The sequence below is a fragment of the Saccharothrix longispora genome, assembly GCF_031455225.1.
In the GTDB taxonomy this organism is placed as follows: domain Bacteria; phylum Actinomycetota; class Actinomycetes; order Mycobacteriales; family Pseudonocardiaceae; genus Actinosynnema; species Actinosynnema longispora.
In genome coordinates, this window is sequence record NZ_JAVDSG010000001.1 from 8,035,778 (window position 1) to 8,052,374 (window position 16,597).

Consider the following 16,597-nt stretch of genomic DNA (forward strand, 5'->3'; position numbering starts at 1 on the left):
CGACGGTGTCCCAGGCCCGGCAGGCCGTGTCCGGGGCGTCCCGGGTCGTGGTGAAGGTCGGGTCGTCGTCGCTGACCACCGCCGCGGGCGGGCTCGACCCGGCGCGGTTGGACGCCCTGGTCGACGCGGTCGCCGCGCGGTGCGCCGCGGGCAGCCAGGTGGTGCTGGTGTCCTCCGGCGCGATCGCGGCGGGCCTGGCCCCGCTGGGCGTGACCCGTCGGCCCCGCGACCTCGCCACCCAGCAGGCGGCGGCGAGCGTCGGCCAGTTGGCGTTGGCGCACGCGTACGCCAACTCGTTCGGTCGGTACTCGCTGACCGTGGGCCAGGTGCTGCTGACCGCGGACGACGTGGTGCGACGCGCGCACTACCGCAACGCCCAGCGCACGTTCTCCCGGTTGCTGGCGCTGGGCGCCGTGCCGGTGGTGAACGAGAACGACACGGTCGCCACGGAGGAGATCCGGTTCGGCGACAACGACCGGCTGGCCGCCCTGGTGGCGCACCTCGTCGGAGCGGACGCGCTGTTCCTGCTGTCGGACGTGGACGCGCTCTACGACGGCGACCCGCGCAAGCCGGGCGCGCAGCGCGTCACCGAGGTCGTCGACGCGTCCGACGTGGACGGTGTGCGGGCGGGCTCGGTCGGCTCGTCCGGTCTCGGCACGGGCGGCATGGCCTCCAAGCTCGCGGCGGCCCGCCTGGCGGCGTCGGCGGGTATCCCGGTGCTGCTGGCCGGGGCGTCGGACGCGGCGCGGGCGTTGAGCGCGGCGGACGTCGGCACGGCGTTCGCGGTCACCGGTCCCCGGCTCACGGCCCGCCGCTTCTGGCTCGGGCACGCCGCCGGCGCCACCGGCAGGCTCAGCCTCGACGAGGGGGCGGTGGCCGCCGTCGTGGGTCGGCGGCGGTCGTTGCTGGCGGCCGGCGTCACCGGAGTCGAGGGGGCGTTCGACGCCGGTGACGTGGTCGAGCTGGCCGATCCGTCCGGGCACGTGGTGGCGCGCGGCGTGGTCGCGTTCGACGCGGCCGAACTGCCCGCGCTGATCGGCCGGTCGAGTCACGACCTGCCGGCCGAGCAGCGCCGCGAGGTCGTGCACGCCGACGACCTCGTGCCCCTGCGGGCCTAGTGCAGTTCGTCGCCCTTCGTCTCCGGCATGCCGAGGATGACGAGGAACGCGATGACGGCGGCGCCCGCGACGTAGTAGAAGAACAGGGTGCCGGGCAGCCACTGGATCACCAGTGGCGCGGTGCCGCCGAACAGGGCGACGGTCAGGTTGTACCAGGAGCCGATGCCCAGCGCCCGCAGCTCCGTCGGGAACAGCTCGCTCATCACCGCCGGTGCCACCGACGTCATCGCCGTGTAGATGCCTGAGCCCACGCAGAACACGAGCAGCAGGTTGCCCACGCTCGGCCCGATCAACGTCGACAGCGGCACCACCAACAACGCCGTCGCGCCCGCCCACACCAGCAATTGCGGCTTGCGGCCGTACTTGTCCGACAACGCGCCCATCGGGTACTGCAGGGCGATGAACATGACCGTGGCGATGGAGAGCGCCAGGAACACGTCCACCGGGTCCGCGCCCCGCTTCGACACCGCGAACGGCGTCAGCGCGCTGAAGAACGTGTAGTAGCACAGCGTCGACAGCATCGTGAAGCCCACGAGCCGGCCGACCGCCTTCGGGTGCTCCCGCAGGGTCATCAGCAGCGGGTTGCGCAGGGCCTTGGCCTTCGCCTTGTTCTGCTCGAACTGCTCGGTCTCCTCCAGGCTGCGCCGCAGCCACAGCCCCACCAGGCCGAGCGCGCCGCCGACCAGGAACGGGATGCGCCAGCCCCACGACGCCAGCTGGGCGGCGTCGAGCGAGCGGGCCATGAAGAACCCGAGCAGCGACGCCGTCAGCACCGAGATGCCGGTGGAGATGTAGAAGAACGACGAGTACCGACCGCGGCGGTGCGGCGGTGCGATCTCCGCCAGGTACGCCGACGCGTTCGACACCTCACCGCCCACCGACAGGCCCTGCGCCAACCGGGCGAGCAGCAGCAGGACCGGGGCGAGCCACCCCACCTGCGCGTAGGTGGGCAGCAGACCGATGGCCACCGACCCGCCCGCCATCAGCACGATGGTCAACAGCATCGCCGCCCGCCGCCCGCGCAGGTCGGCGAACCGGCCGAGCAGATAACCGCCCAGTGGTCGGAAGAAGAACGCCAGGGCGTAGGCGGCGAACGTGTTGATCAGGGCTAACTGGGGATTGTCCTTGGGGAAGATCTGCGTGGCGAAGTAGATGCTGAAAGTGGCGTAGATGGTCCAGTCGTACCACTCGATGGCGTTGCCGATCGAGGCTGCGACGAGTTTGCGCACAGGAAGGCGGTGTTTGGTATCCACGGCGGACATGCCGGGACCGAACCACACGGACCTCGAAATCGGTAGTGGCGATACCGAACTGTCGCATTCAGGTGTTTTTACCCCTCCATTCCTCTGCCAGCAGTGCGAACAGCAGATCATCGGTCCATTCGCCCTTGTGCCACGTCGCTTTCACCCGGTGACCCTCCTGTCGAAAGCCCAGCCGGGTCAGCAACCGGGCCGAACGGTCGTTCCTGGCGTCGCACTCGGCAGTCACGCGGTGCAGACCGCGGTCGGTGAACAGGTGCTCCACCAGGCGGCCCACGGCTTCCGTCGCGTAGCCCCGCCGCTGGTGCTCCCGGGCCACGGTGTAGCCGATCTCCGCTTGGCGGTGGTCTTCGTGCAGGTTGACACCGACGTCGCCGACGAGTGTCCCGCCCACGTCGACGGCGTACTGGTACCAGCCGATCCCGGCCGGGTCGAGCGCCGAGACCTCCCGGATGAACTCCTCGGCCCGCGCCACGGAGAACGGCGCGTCCCACCCCTGGTAGCGCGCCACCTCGGGATCGGACCGGTAGGCGGCGAACGCCGGCGCGTCGGCCGCCGAGAACGACCGCAGCACCAACCTGGTCGCGACCAGCGTCACGCCGTCACCGCCAGCGCGAACGGCAGCACCGCCGACGCCCCCGCCCGCCGCAGCAACCGGGCCGCCACCGTCATCGTCCAGCCGGTGTCGACCTGGTCGTCCACCAGGAGCACCGGACCGTCCACACCGGACAGGTCCGGTGCCTCGCACTCACGCACCAGCCCCGCCAGCCGCTGCGCGCTGTTCGCCCGGTGCGTGGCCTCGCCCAGCCACACCCGACCCAGCAGCGGCAGCCTGCCGACGGACGCGATCCGCCGGCCGAAGCTGTCCACCAGCTCCGGCCGCGTCCGCGATCCCACCGTCACCACGCCCACCGGTCGTTCCGCCCACCCCCACGAGGACAGCACCTTCACGCACGCCGCGAACACGTCCTCCGGGATCTGCTGGTCGGGCTCGGCGAACAGCGACCGCAACCGGTTGCCCCAGCCGATGTCGGTCAGCCGCCCCAACGCCCGCCCGGTGGTCGCCGCCTCGCCCGCCGGGATCTTGCCCGAGAGGGACACGCCTGCCGAAGCCATGCCCGTCGGCCACATCTTGCGCGGCTCCACCTCGACGCCCGGCCGCAGCAGCCGCTCGCGCGCCGCCGAGGACGCCGCCTCCGACACCTCCGCGGACGGCCGCTCGCCCGTGCAGTTGTCGCACCGCCCGCACGGCGCCGCGTGCGGATCGTCCAACTGCCGCAACAGGAACTCCATGCGGCAGCCGTCGGTGGCCAGGTAGTCGAGCACCGCCTGCTGCTCGACCTCGCGCGCCGCCGCGATCCGCTCGTACCGCTCGGCGTCGTAGGACCACGGCTGCCCCGTCGACAGCCACCCGCCGCGCACCCGCCGCACGGCGCCGTCCACGTCCAGCACCTTCAGCACGACTTCCAGTCGGGTGCGGGACAACTCCACTATGGGCTCCAGCGCTGCCGTTGACATCGCTCGATCGGGCGACAGTGCGTCGAGGACCTGGCGGACCACCCGTTCAGGTGGGAACGCCAGGGACGCGAAGTACGCCCAGATGTCGCGGTCCTCGGGGCCGGGCAGCAGCAGCACCTCCGCCCGCTCCACGCCGCGCCCGGCGCGGCCGATCTGCTGGTAGTAGGCGATGGGGGAGGGCGGGGCGCCCAGGTGCACCACGAAACCCAGGTCCGGTTTGTCGAACCCCATGCCCAGCGCGGAGGTCGCCACCAGGGCCTTGACCCGGTTGGCGAGCAGGTCCTCCTCGGCGCGCTGCCGCTCCGCCGGGTCCGTGCGCCCCGAGTAGGCCGCCACCTCGAAACCGCGCGAGCGCAGGAACGCCGCCACGTCGTCCGCCGAGGCCACGGTCAGGGTGTAGATGATCCCCGAGCCCGGCAGGGTCCCCAGCCGCTCGGCCAGCCACCCCAGCCGCGCCTCGGCGGTCGGCAGCCGCACCGCGGCCAACCGCAGGCTCTCGCGGTCCAGCGGGCCGCGCAGCACCAGGGTGTCCGTGCCCGCGCCCAACCCGAGCTGCTCGGCCACGTCCCGCACCACGCGGTCGTTCGCGGTCGCCGTGGTCGCCAGCACCGGCACACCCGCCGGCAGCTCGGTCAGCAGCGTCCGAAGGCGCCGGTAGTCCGGCCGGAAGTCGTGGCCCCAGTCGGAGATGCAGTGCGCCTCGTCCACCACCAGCAGCCCCGCCGACGCGGTCAGCGACGGCAGCACGGTGTCGCGGAAGTCGGGGTTGTTCAACCGCTCCGGCGACACCAGCAGCACGTCGACGTCGCCGGAGGTCACCCGGTCCTGCACGTCCTGCCACTGGTCGGTGTTCGCCGAGTTGATCGTCGCCGCGTGCACGCCCGCGCGCGCCGCCGCGTCCACCTGGTTGCGCATCAGCGCCAGCAGCGGCGACACGATCACCGTCGGCCCCTCGCCCAGGGACCGCAGCAGCGCCGTGGCGATGAAGTACACCGCGGACTTGCCCCACCCCGTCCGCTGCACCACCAGGGCGCGCCTGCGCTCGGAGACCAGGGCCCGGATCGCGGTCCACTGGTCCTCCCGCAGCACGGCCCGAGGACCCGCCAGGGCCCTCAGCCGTTCCTCGGCCAGTTCGCGGAGCGCGTTGTCGTCCATGCCGCCCACTCTGGCAGACACCGCCGGCGGGGTCCGATCCGCGAGAACCTCGGCGACAGCCACGACCGGGTGACCGTAGGCTGAAAGCCGTGACTGACGACCTGCGCGAACAGGTGCACGCCGCGGCCCGCCGCGCCCGTGTCGCCGCCCACGACCTCGTCCTCGCCACCCGCGAGCGCAAGGACGCCGCCCTGCACGAGATGGCCGCCGCGCTGCGCGCGCGGGCCGGCGAGGTCCTGGAGGCCAACGCGAAGGACCTCGAAGCGGGCAGGGCCGCCGGCCTGTCCCAGGGCCTGCTGGACCGCCTCGCGCTGTCCGAGGCGCGCGTCGAGGGCGTGGCCCGGGGCCTGGAGACGGTGGCCGGCCTCGCGGACCCGGTGGGCGAGGTGCTGCGCGGCTCGATCCTGCCGAACGGCTTGGAGCTCAAGCAGGTCCGCGTCCCGATGGGCGTGGTCGGCATGGTCTACGAGGCCCGTCCGAACGTCACGGTCGACGCGGCCGGTCTCGCGCTCAAGTCCGGCAACGCCGCGCTGCTGCGCGGTTCGTCGTCCGCGGAGCACTCCAACACCGCGCTCGTGGCGATCCTGCGCGACGCCCTGGAGACCGCCGGCCTGCCCGCGGACGCCGTGCAGCTGCTGCCGTGCCACGACCGGGCGTCGGTCACCCACCTCATCACCGCGCGCGGCCTGGTCGACCTGGTGATCCCGCGCGGCGGCGCGGGACTGATCAACGCCGTGGTGCAGCAGGCCACCGTGCCGACCATCGAGACCGGCGTGGGCAACGTGCACGTCTACGTGGACGCCTCCGCCGACCTGGACATGGCGCGGCGCATCGTCCTGAACTCCAAGACCCGCCGGGTCAGCGTGTGCAACTCGGCCGAGTCGCTGCTGGTGCACGCCGCCGTGGCCGACGAGTTCGTGCCGCGCATCACCGACGCCCTGCTGGCGGAGGGTGTCACCGTGCACGGCGACGAGCGGTTCACCCACGACCCGCGGGTGCGGGCGGCCACCGACGAGGACTGGGGCACCGAGTACCTGTCGCTGGACATCGCGGCCCGCGTGGTGGGCTCGATCGACGAGGCCATCGAGCACATCGCGGTCCACGGCTCCGGGCACACCGAGGCCATCGTGACCGGCGACCTGGCGGCCGCGCGCAGGTTCACCGCGCGGGTGGACGCGGCGGCGGTCATGGTCAACGCCTCGACCGCGTTCACCGACGGCGGCGAGTTCGGCATGGGCGCGGAGATCGGCATCTCCACGCAGAAGCTGCACGCGCGGGGCCCGATGGGCCTGGCCGAGCTGACCTCGTCCAAGTGGGTGGTCTGGGGCGACGGGCACGTGCGGTCGAACTCCTGACCAGGCCGTGCGCGCGGCCCCGGTGCCGTCCGGGGTGAGGGGCGTCCGACCTGGTTGACGGTGCGTAGCGGTCTGCCTACTGTCGGGATCGAGCCACCATCTGCCAGGGGGCACCGATGGAGATCAGGTCCTACCCGTTCGCCGAGCCCGACGACCTCACCCTCAACCCCTCCTACCTGGAGCTCCAGCGCGGCGAACCGGTCGCGCGCGTCCGCCTGCCGTTCGGCGGCGACGCGTGGCTGGTCACCAGGTACGACGACGTCAAGGCCGTGCTCGCCGACCCGCGCTTCAGCCGTGCGGCGGCGCTGAACGCCGACGTGCCGCGCACGCTGCCGGACATCCAGACCGATGCGAACATCCTGACCATGGACCCGCCGGACCACACCCGGCTGCGCAGGCTCGTGGCCAGGGCGTTCACCGCCCGGCGGACCGAGCAGCTGCGCGCGCGGGCGCAGGAGGTCGTGGACGGCCTGCTCGACGACCTGGAGGCGCAGGGGCCGCCCGCCGACCTCGTCGAAGCGCTCGCCATGCCGCTGCCCGTCACGATCATCTGCGAGATGCTCGGCGTCCCCGTCGAGGACCGGACCAGGTTCCGGGGCTGGTCGGACGCGGCGGTGGCGATCACCGCGTTCGAGCCCGCCGAGATCGTCGCGGCCGGCGACGCGCTGACCGGCTACATCCAGGGCCTGGTGCAGGACAAGCGCGGACGGCCGACCGACGACATGCTGTCCGCGCTGGTCGCCGCGCACGACGACGAGGACCGGCTCAGCGAGGAGGAACTGGTCTCGTTCGGCGTGGCGCTGCTGGTCGCGGGGCACGAGACCACGGCGAACCAGATCGGCAACTTCGTCGTCACCCTGCTGCGCAACCCCGGCCGGGCCGCCGAGCTGCGCGACGACCCGTCCCTGGTGCCCGCGGCCGTCGAGGAGCTGCTGCGGATCACGCCGCTGGGCGGCTCGGCGGGGTTCCCGCGGATCGCCAAGGAGGACGTCGAGCTGTCCGGCGTGACGATCGCCGCCGGTGAGGCCGTGTTCGTCGACAACGTGGCCGCGAACCGCGACCCGTCGGTGTTCGACCGCCCGGAGGAGATCGACTTCCACCGGGAGCACAACCCGCACATCATGTTCGGCCACGGCGCGCACCACTGCGTCGGCGCCCCGCTGGCCCGGATGGAGTTGCAGGTCGCCGTGGGCACCTTGCTCAAGCGGTTCCCATTGCTCCGACTGGACGGTGACGTGACGTTCAAGAAGGGCAGACTGATCCGTGGCCCGCAGGCACTGATGGTGAGGTGGTGACCCGGATGGGCAACTGGACGGTCGGGGTCGACCGGAACACGTGCATCGGCACGGGGATGTGCACGTCCACCGCGCCGGCCCACTTCAGGCTGGTCGACGGCCTTGCGTCGCCGGTCGACGAGTCCGTCGAGCCCGACGACGCCGTGTTGGACGCGGCCGACTCGTGCCCGATGGAGGCCATCCTCGTGCGTGACTCGGCGGGGTCGGTGCTCGCACCACGGGATTAACCCGCGAAAATATTCCACCGATCGCGTCATGGCCGGGCACGGAGCGCGTTCCCCTGTCGTGCGGCCTTGCTTCGGGGTGGGCCGCACGGCCTCGATCGCGGCCCCCTCCCCCCGGGCCGCGATCGGGAGACGGGTGCGCGGACGGCTTCCGGGGAGTGACAGGTCGTCCGCGCACCACCCGAACTAGGCTCACGTGCCATGTCCAACCGCCGGATCGGCGTCATGGGTGGCACCTTCGACCCGGTGCACCACGGCCACCTCGTCGCGGCCAGCGAGGTCCAGGCCCGCTTCGACCTCGACGAAGTCGTCTTCGTCCCCACCGGTCAGCCCTGGCAGAAGAGCGAGCGCGAGGTCAGCCCGGCCGAGGACCGCTACCTCATGACGGTCGTCGCCACGGCGTCCAACCCGCGCTTCTCGGTCAGCCGCGTCGACATCGACCGGCCCGGCCCCACCTACACGGTGGACACGCTCGCCGACCTCAAGGCCGCCCACCCCGACGCCGACCTGTTCTTCATCACCGGCGCGGACGCGTTGGAGCAGATCCTGTCGTGGCGGCGGGCGGACGACGTGTTCGCCCTCGCGCACTTCATCGGGGTCACCCGACCGGGGTACGAACTCGACGACACCCACCTGCCGCCGGGCGCGGTGTCGCTGGTGGAGGTGCCCGCGATGGCCATCTCGTCGACCGCCGTCCGCGCCCGCACGGCGTCCGGCCTGCCAGTCTGGTACCTCGTTCCCGACGGTGTCGTCCAGTACATATCCAAGCGCCGGCTTTACTCGGTGCCGGATTGATCGCGGACGCCGGTACCCTCATTGACTCGTGCGGGCGTATCGGCGTCCGCCGAGGTGATGAGGAGTGACGTGGCAGCCACCGACGAGGCACGACGGTTGGCGCTGGTCGCCGCGAACGCGGCGGCGGACAAGAAGGCGCACGACGTGATGGTGCTCGACGTGTCCGACCAGCTGGTGATCACGGACGCGTTCGTGATCGCCTCCGCCCCCAACGAGCGGCAGGTCGGCGCGATCGTGGACAACGTCGAGGAGAAACTGCGGGAGGCCGGCCGCAAGCCGGTCCGCCGCGAGGGCGCGCGCGAGGGCCGCTGGGTCCTGCTGGACTTCGTGGACGTGGTCGTGCACGTCCAGCACGTGGAGGAGCGCAGCTTCTACGGCCTGGAGAGGCTGTGGAAGGACTGCCCGCGCATCGAGTTCGACGCCGGGCCCGCGTCGGCCGACGACGAGGCCGACGAGGTCGCCGGGGCATGACCTTGAACCGGCTCGTGCTGTGGCGGCACGGTGAGACCGACTACAACGCGACCGGGCGCATGCAGGGCCACCTGGACTCGGTGCTGACCGAGACCGGGTGGAACCAGGCGCGGTTCGCGGTGCCGGTGCTCACCGGGTTCGCCCCCGAGCTGGTGGTGGCCTCCGACCTGCGTCGGGCTCAGGACACGGCGACGGTGTTCACCCGGGCCACCGGGGTCGCGCTGCGCGTCGACGAACGGCTGCGCGAGACCAACCTGGGCAAGTGGCAAGGGCTGACGTCGGCCGAGGTCGACGCGGAGTGGCCGGGCGCGATGGAGGTGTGGCGCGCCGACGGCACCTTCGCGCCGCCGGAGGGCGAGACGCGGGTGGAGGTCGCCGAGCGTGCGCTGGCCGTCGTCCACGAGGTGGACGAGGAGTTCTCCGGCACGGTGATGCTGTGCGCGCACGGCGGCCTCATCAGCGCGTTGACCGGTCGGCTGCTGGAGCTGCCGGTGGACCGGTGGGCACTGTTGGGCGGCATCGGCAACTGCCACTGGACGGTGTTCACGCGCCGACCGGACGGTGACGGCCGCTGGCGGCTGTCGTCGTACAACGCCGGAAGCACGCGGTGAGGTTGCTCGTCCTCGGCGACTCGCTGACGTTCCACGGGCCGCGCGGCCCCCTGCCCGCCGACCACCCCCGGCTGTGGCCGAACGTGTGCGCGTCGGCGTTGGGCGGGCACGCGGAGCTGGCGGCCGGGTTCGGCTGGACCGCGCGGGACGCCTGGTGGTCGCTGACCGGCGACCCGCGCGTCTGGTCGCTGCTGCCGCGCACGGACGTGCTGGTGCTGGCCGTGGGGCACATGGACACGCTGCCCTCGCCGTTGCCGACGTTCCTGCGCCAAGGGCTGCGCTACCTGCGGCCGGACGCGGTGCGGAGGCGGGCGCGCACGGCGTACCGGGCCGCGCAGCCGGTGCTGTCGCGGCTGCTCGGCGGCCGGCCGGTGGCGTTGCCGCCGCACCTGACCGTGCGGTACCTGGACGACTCCGCGCGCGCCGTGCGCGCTCTCGAACCCGGTATCCGGGTCGTGGGTATGACGCCCTCGGTGCACCGCTCCCCGGCGTACGCGGGGGTCCACGGCGGGCGCGCGGCGGCGGAACGGGCGGTGCGGGCGTGGGCGGCCGGCGCGGACGTGCCGCTGCTCGACGTGCCCGCGCTCGTCGGCGAGCACGTGCGGTCGCGGCGCGGCAACCCGGACGGCATGCACTGGGGCTGGGAGGGGCACGAGCTGGTCGGGAACGCCATGGCGGAACTCGTCCGCACCGTGGCGGTCGGCCACTCCACCGGGTCGGAGCCGTAGGCTCGTCACCCGTGACCACCACGATCGTCACCGACTCCACGGCGTACCTGCCCGAGGGGTTCGCCGAGCGGCACGGCATCAGGGTCGTCCCGCTGCACGTCGCGGTGGACGGTCGGAGCAAACTCGACGGGCTGGACTTCGGTCCGGCCGAGCTGGCGGAGGCGCTGGGTGGGCACCGGCGCCTGACCACGTCCCGGCCGACGCCCGGTGAACTGGCCGAGGTGTACCGGTCCGCGCTGGACGACGGCGCCGAGGCGGTCGTGTCGGTGCACCTGTCGCGGGAGCTGTCGGGCACCTGGGAGGCCGCGCGGCTGGCCGCGGAGGAGGTCGACCCGGACCGGGTCAGGGTGGTCGACTCGCGTGCCACCGGCATGGGCCTCGGGTTCGCCGCCCTGGCCGCCTGCCTGGCCGACGGTGGTGGGGCGGGCGCGGAGAAGGCGGCGGTCGCGGCGGCCTCGCGGGTCCGGATGTTCTTCTGCGTGGAGACGCTTGACCACCTGCGCCGAGGCGGTCGGATCGGCGCGGCGGCGGCGCTGGTGGGCACCGCCCTGGCCGTGAAGCCGCTGCTGCACGTGGACGACGGGCGGATCGTGCCGCTGGAGAAGGTCCGCACGACGGGGCGGGCGATCGGCCGCCTGGTCGACCTGGCCGCGGAGGCCGCGGGGCCCGGACCGGTCGGGCTGGCCGTGCACCACCTTGCCTCCCCGGAGCGCGCGGCGGAGCTGGCGACGCGGTTGGACGAGCGCCTGCCGGGGTCCACCGGGTGCCTGATCTCCGAGGTCGGAGCCGTGATCGGCGCGCACACGGGGCCCGGCGTGCTGGGGGTCGTGGTGCTGCCGGGCGGCGTCGCCTGACCTCTTCATCCATCTCCGGAGAGTTGTCCACAGGTTCGGAACTCGTCCTCGCGCCACTGCTCCACCCGGCCTAACGTCGATCACGTGTTCGATGTGAAACCGGAAACCCCGCAGACCCGACTCCAGGCGCTGATCGACCGCAACCGCGGCAGGCACCGGGCGCAGGCCGCCGAGACGCTCGTGTTCGTCTCGGCGGACACCGCCGACCCGTCACCGCTGCCGCCACCGCCGCTCGGCGGGCTGCTGCGCCGACTGCTGCCCACGCCCTCGTCCGTCCCGCCCCGCCGCCGGGTGGTGCTCGCCGGCGTGGTGGCGGCCGTGGCGCTCGTCGTCGCGCTGGCCCTGTGGTGGCAGCGCCCCGTGCCCGAGTCCCCACCGGACCTCCCGGTGGCGGAAGCGGCCGCCGTCACCCACGTCGAGCAGCACCTGGTCGTCGACGTCGTCGGTCTCGTACCCACACCCGGTCTGGTCACCGTCCCCAGTGGAGCCAGGGTGGCCGACGCCCTGAAGGCGGCCGGCGGTCCCGATCCCGGCGTCGACCTGAGCCCGCTCAACCTCGCCCGCAAGGTCGTCGACGGCGAGCAGATCGCCGTCGGGGTGCCCGCGCCCCACTCCACCGACAGCGCCACCGAACCGCTCAACCTCAACACCGCCACGGAGGAACAACTGGACACACTGCCCGGCGTGGGGCCGGTGACCGCGCAGCGCATCGTCGACCGGCGGCAGAAACGCGGCCCGTTCACCTCGATCGACCAGCTCGGCGAGATCGAGGGGATCGGCGACGCGAAGCTCGCCAAGCTCACCGAACTCGTCCGCCTCTGACCGTCCACTCCGACCTCGTCCACTCCGACCCGTCCTCCGCCGCCTCCGCCCTGCCCGCCGCTCTCCGTCACGCCGTCCACCTCCGTCGACCTGCCGCTGATCCGCCCGGAGCACCACCATGCCCACTCCACGGCCCGCCCCCGCCCAGCCGCCCACTCCTCGCACCGGCTCCCGCCGGGATCGGAGGTCGCCCCTCGACCGTCGCCGCACCACCCGGGGTGCGCCCGCCCGCCACCTCGACCCCGCCCCGTCCCACTCCCGCCGCCCGGACAGGAGGGTGCCCATCCGAATCCCCCGAGCCGTCCACCCGGCCCGCCCGACCAGGCTGGTGGGGCCGTGACTCCTCGCGCGTACCTCGTCCCGGCCGCGCTCGCCGTGTGGGCCACCGCCCTCGCCGGTCTGCTGTGGACGTGGTGGGCCGCGGTGGTGGTCGGACTCGCGGCCGCCGCGGTCGGCGGCGTCGTGCTCCGCCCCTGGCGCCAGGCCGCGCTGGCGGTGGTGGTCGTCGGACCGGTGACGGCGTGCTGGATCGGCCTCCAGGTCCACGCGTCGGCACACCACCCGCTGCGGGCGCAGGCCGAACGGGGCGGGACCGTCACGCTGGAGGTCGAACTGGACGAGCGGCCGAGGGGCGTGCACACCAGCGGGTTCGCGTCGCGGGCGGGCGGCGTCGACCTGGTGGTGGCCAAGGCGACGCTCGACGACGGCGGACGGGTCGTCGTGCTCGCCCCGGCGGCACGGTGGTCGGAGTTGCTGCCGGGGCAGCGGGTCACGGCCAAAGGCGGTCTCGCCCCGCCTCGCGGCCGGGAACTGGCGGTCGCCGTGCTGAGGGTCCGCGGGCCACCGGTGGCGGTGACCGGGGCGCCGGCGTGGCAGCGCGGCGCCGAGGAGCTGCGGGCCGGGCTGCGGGAGGCGAGCACCGCGCTCGACCCCGAACCGGCCGGACTGCTGCCCGCGCTGGTCGTGGGGGACACGTCCACCCTCGCGCCCAGGGTGGTGGAGGAGTTCCGCACGGCCGGCCTCGCCCACCTGCTCGCGGTGAGCGGAGCGAACCTCGCGATCCTGTGCGGCGCGGTGCTGCTGCTGTTGCGGCTGGCGAGGGTCGGGCCACGCGGGTGCGCGGCGGGCGCGATGGTCGCGCTGGTGGGGTTCGTGCTGCTGGCGGGCCCCGAGCCGAGCGTACTGCGGGCGGCCGTGATGGGTGCGGTGGCGTTGCTGGCGCTGGTGCTGGGGCGGGAGAAGTCGGCGTTGCCCGCGCTGGCGGCGGCCGTCGTGGTCCTGGTGCTCTACGACCCGGACCTGGCGACCGCACCCGGCTTCGGCCTGTCGGTGGTGGCCACGGCGGCGCTGGTGCTGCTGGCGCCGAGGTGGGCGGCGGCGATGCGGGCGCGAGGGGTGCCGGTGGGGCTGGCGGAGGCCCTGGCGGTGCCGGTGGCGGCGAACCTCGCGACCGCGCCGCTGGTCGCGGGCTTCGCCGGGCAGGTGAGCCTGGTGGCGGTGCCGGCGAACCTGCTCGTCGCGCCGGTGGTGGCGCCGGTGACGGTGCTCGGCGTGGTGGCCGCCGTGCTGGCGCCGGTGCACGGGGCGGCGGCGCGGCTGGTGGTGGAGGTGGCCGGTCCGGCGGCGTGGTGGCTGATCGGCGTGGGGCGGCACGCGGCGGCCGTGCCGGGTGCGGCGGTCGGCTGGCCAGAGGGCTGGTCCGGCGGGGCGGCGCTGGCCGCGGTGGTGGTCCTCGGGTGCGTGCTCGTGCGGTGGCGGCGGGTGCGGGCGCTGGTCGTGGCGGGCGCGGTCGGCGCGGCGCTGGTGGTCGTCCCGCTGGGTGTGGTCTCGCCCGGCTGGCCGGTGCCGGGGTGGTCGGCGGTGGCGTGCGACGTGGGGCAGGGCGACGCGGTCGTGCTGGCCACCGCCGACCGCGACCGGGCGGTGCTGGTCGACACCGGGCCCGACCCCGGACCGGTGCTGTCGTGCCTGCGGCGGCTCGGGGTGCGGCGGGTTCCGCTGGTGGTGCTGAGCCACCTGCACGCCGACCACGTGGGCGGGCTGGCCGCAGTGCTGGCGGAACGGGAAGTGGGCGCGGTGGCCGTGGGACCTTCGCGCCGACCGGAGTGGGCGTGGGAGGAGGTGCGTGCACGGGCGCGGGCGGCAGGGGTCCGCGTGGTCGAGCTGGGCGTCGGGCAGCGGGTGAGCTGGCCGGGCCTGGACCTCGACGTGCTGGGTCCGCGGGCCGGCCCGGTGGGGAAGACCAACACGGCGGTCAACGACGCGTCGCTGGTGCTGCGGGCCACGACCCCGGCCGGGCGGGTGCTGCTGACCGGCGACGTCGAGCTGGCCGGGCAGGCGGACCTGCTCGGTGGGCACGTTGACCTCAGGGCCGACGTGCTCAAGGTGCCGCACCACGGGTCGCGGTACACGTCACCGGCGTTCCTGGAGGCCGTGCGGCCGCGGATCGCGCTGGTGAGCGTCGGGGCGGGCAACCGCTACGGCCACCCGAGCGGGGTGCTGGTCGACGCCCTGGCCAGGCGGGGCGTGCTGGTGCTGCGCACCGACCGGGACGGCGACACCGCCGTCCTCACCGGCCCGGACGGGCCGAGGGTCGCCCGTCGGGGCGGCCCGGACCACGACGCAGGAGGGGATCGGGATGGGCAGGAACGACAAGGGCGACGTGTGGATCAGGCTTCGCGCGGGGTGGCGGCGGCCCGGTGGCGACCGGGCCGTGGGGTGGGCGCTGTGGCAGCCCGGCTACACCGCCCACCCGTGGCCGCGCGACGAGCTGCGGCCGTCGTTCACCTACTACGTGTGCGACGACCTGCCCGGTGGCGGGCGCGGGATCGTCTCGCGCGCCACCGCCACCGGTGTGCTCCGGCCCACCGAGGTGGACTCCGCCGGCTCGGCGTACCGGCTGGTCGCCGAGACGTTGTTCGACGACGGCCTCGCGATGGCCCCGGAGGAGTGGTACGCCGAGCGCTACAACCGGGAGAAGTCGTCGCGGCCGTGGCCGCAGTCGGTGACCGCGTGGCGGGCGGTGGTCACCGAGCGGGTCGGGCCGTACGTGCTGCCCGAGCTGACCGCGTTCCCGCGCACAGGGTGGCTGCGGTCGGCCGGGATCGCGCTGTGAGCGCCGGGCTCAGGACTCGAGGGCCCTCAGCACGGCCTCCGCCGACGGCGGGACGTTGGCCTTCGGGCCGACCCGGTCGCCGAGCGCGTCGAGCGTCTTGAGGCCGTCGCCGGTGATGAGCAGCACGGTCTCGCCGTCGGGGTCGAGCCGACCGGTCTCGATGAGCTTCTTCGCGGTCGCCACGGTCACCCCACCCGCGGTCTCGGCGAAGATGCCCTCGGTGCGGGCCAGCAGGCGGATGCCCTCGACGACCTCCTCGTCGGTGACGTCCTCGATGGCGCCGTCGGTGCGGCGCACCGCGTCGAGCACGTACGGGCCGTCGGCGGGGGCGCCGATCGCCAGCGAGCGGGCGATGGTGTCCGGGCGGACCGGGGTGACCACGTCGCGGCCGGCCTTGAAGGCGGCGGCGACGGGGGAGCAGCCGGTGGCCTGCGCGCCGAACACCCGGTACGGGGTCTGCTCGACCAGGTCGAGTTCGCCCAGTTCCCGGAACGCCTTGTCGACCTTGGTGAGCTGGGAGCCGGAGGCGATGGGCACCACGATCTGGTCGGGCAGGCGCCAGCCGAGCTGTTCGGCGACCTCGTAGCCGAGCGTCTTGGAGCCCTCGGCGTAGTAGGGGCGGACGTTGACGTTGACGAACGCCCAGTCCTCGTGCTCGGCGGCGAGTTCCTGGGCGAGCCGGTTCACGTCGTCGTAGTTGCCGTCGACGGTGATCAGGTTGCCGCCGTAGACGGCGGTCATGAGGATCTTCGCCCGCTCCAGGGAGGAGGGCACGAGGACGACCGACTGCCAGCCCGCGCGGGCCGCGGCGGCGGCGACGGCGTTGGCGAGGTTGCCGGTGGACGGGCAGGCGAGGACCTTGAAGCCGAGTTCGCGGGCGGCGGCGAGGGCGACGCCGACGACGCGGTCCTTGAACGAGTGGGTCGGGTTGCCGGTGTCGTCCTTCACCCAGACCTTGCGCACGCCCAGGGCCTTGGCGAGGCGGTCGGCCTCGACGAGGCGGGTGCCGCCGGGGTCGGTGTTGGGGTGCGACTCGACGGTGGAGGGCACGGGGAGCAGGCCGCGGTAGCGCCAGATCGAGCGAGGGCCGGCTTCGATGTCCTCACGGCGGACCCGGCCGAAGTCGTAGGCCACTTCCAGCGGCCCGAAACACTCGATACAGGCGTATTCCGGGGCGAGCGGCGTCTCGTGACCGCACTCGCGGCAGGACAGTGCCCGAGCCGGACCCAGGTCGAAGGAGGTGGTGGTCGGGGGCACACCGACAGCAGTCATCGCGA

15 protein-coding genes are annotated in these 16,597 nt (G+C 73.7%); 11 read left to right on the plus strand and 4 right to left on the minus strand.

All coding sequences use genetic code 11. The annotated features are described in order from the left end of the window. Nucleotides 1-5 precede the first annotated feature (5 nt). Nucleotides 6-1,118 (plus strand): glutamate 5-kinase, encoded by a 1,113-nt coding sequence (gene proB, locus J2S66_RS35280; protein ID WP_310315340.1) that lies wholly within the window; start codon nt 6-8, stop codon nt 1,116-1,118. On the opposite strand, the gene J2S66_RS35285 is transcribed toward proB, so the two are convergent. Genes J2S66_RS35285 through J2S66_RS35295 form a run of 3 tightly spaced genes read right to left on the minus strand, consistent with a single transcriptional unit; the run spans nt 1,115 to nt 5,050 of the window. Continuing rightward, nucleotides 1,115-2,380, minus strand: coding sequence for an MFS transporter (locus tag J2S66_RS35285; RefSeq protein ID WP_310313632.1), 1,266 nt, complete (start codon nt 2,378-2,380; stop codon nt 1,115-1,117). The two genes, proB and J2S66_RS35285, sit on opposite strands and share 4 nt — an antisense overlap. Before the next feature lie 58 nt (nt 2,381-2,438). After that, entirely contained in the window at nt 2,439-2,951 is a 513-nt protein-coding gene (locus tag J2S66_RS35290) for a GNAT family N-acetyltransferase (RefSeq protein ID WP_310313635.1), read from the minus strand. Nucleotides 2,952-2,971: 20 nt separating this feature from the next. After that, complete coding sequence (locus J2S66_RS35295; RefSeq protein WP_310313638.1) at nt 2,972-5,050, minus strand: RecQ family ATP-dependent DNA helicase; 2,079 nt, start codon at nt 5,048-5,050, stop codon at nt 2,972-2,974. Nucleotides 5,051-5,130: 80 nt separating this feature from the next. On the opposite strand from J2S66_RS35295, the gene J2S66_RS35300 reads away from it, so the two are divergent. The 10 genes from J2S66_RS35300 to J2S66_RS35345 all read left to right on the plus strand — a co-directional run bounded on the left by J2S66_RS35300 (nt 5,131) and on the right by J2S66_RS35345 (nt 15,421). Further along, nucleotides 5,131-6,405, plus strand: a complete 1,275-nt coding sequence (locus J2S66_RS35300) for a glutamate-5-semialdehyde dehydrogenase (protein WP_310315343.1) — start codon at nt 5,131-5,133, stop codon at nt 6,403-6,405. A 116-nt stretch (nt 6,406-6,521) separates the two neighbouring features. Further along, on the plus strand, nt 6,522-7,700 hold the full coding sequence (locus tag J2S66_RS35305; protein ID WP_310313642.1) for a cytochrome P450: 1,179 nt from the start codon (nt 6,522-6,524) through the stop codon (nt 7,698-7,700). A gap of 5 nt (nt 7,701-7,705) precedes the next feature. After that, entirely contained in the window at nt 7,706-7,927 is a 222-nt protein-coding gene (locus J2S66_RS35310) for a ferredoxin (protein ID WP_310313645.1), read from the plus strand. 198 nt (nt 7,928-8,125) lie between these two features. Beyond that, the gene (gene nadD, locus J2S66_RS35315) at nt 8,126-8,719 is read left to right on the plus strand and encodes a nicotinate-nucleotide adenylyltransferase (protein ID WP_306747169.1); all 594 of its coding nucleotides are present in this window, start codon (nt 8,126-8,128) and stop codon (nt 8,717-8,719) included. A gap of 69 nt (nt 8,720-8,788) precedes the next feature. Then, on the plus strand, nt 8,789-9,190 hold the full coding sequence (rsfS, locus tag J2S66_RS35320) for a ribosome silencing factor (protein WP_306747168.1): 402 nt from the start codon (nt 8,789-8,791) through the stop codon (nt 9,188-9,190). Further along, a complete protein-coding gene (locus J2S66_RS35325) occupies nt 9,187-9,801 on the plus strand; it encodes a histidine phosphatase family protein (RefSeq protein WP_310313651.1) in 615 nt (204 codons plus the stop codon). Before rsfS ends, J2S66_RS35325 begins: the two co-directional genes overlap by 4 nt. Continuing rightward, nucleotides 9,798-10,529: a diglucosylglycerate octanoyltransferase gene (gene octT / locus J2S66_RS35330; protein WP_310313653.1), complete on the plus strand. Its 732-nt coding sequence runs from the start codon at nt 9,798-9,800 to the stop codon at nt 10,527-10,529. The genes J2S66_RS35325 and octT overlap by 4 nt, the downstream gene beginning before the upstream one ends. An 11-nt stretch (nt 10,530-10,540) precedes the next feature. Next, the gene (locus tag J2S66_RS35335; RefSeq protein WP_310313656.1) at nt 10,541-11,383 is read left to right on the plus strand and encodes a DegV family protein; all 843 of its coding nucleotides are present in this window, start codon (nt 10,541-10,543) and stop codon (nt 11,381-11,383) included. Nucleotides 11,384-11,467: 84 nt separating this feature from the next. Then, entirely contained in the window at nt 11,468-12,205 is a 738-nt protein-coding gene (locus tag J2S66_RS35340; RefSeq protein ID WP_310313659.1) for a ComEA family DNA-binding protein, read from the plus strand. Between the two features lie 336 nt (nt 12,206-12,541). Then, a complete protein-coding gene (locus tag J2S66_RS35345) occupies nt 12,542-15,421 on the plus strand; it encodes a DNA internalization-related competence protein ComEC/Rec2 (RefSeq protein ID WP_310313663.1) in 2,880 nt (959 codons plus the stop codon). Here J2S66_RS35345 and thrC read toward each other — a convergent pair. After that, nucleotides 15,330-16,592 (minus strand): threonine synthase, encoded by a 1,263-nt coding sequence (thrC, locus tag J2S66_RS35350; protein ID WP_310313666.1) that lies wholly within the window; start codon nt 16,590-16,592, stop codon nt 15,330-15,332. The genes J2S66_RS35345 and thrC overlap by 92 nt on opposite strands. Between the last annotated feature and the right edge of the window lie 5 nt (nt 16,593-16,597).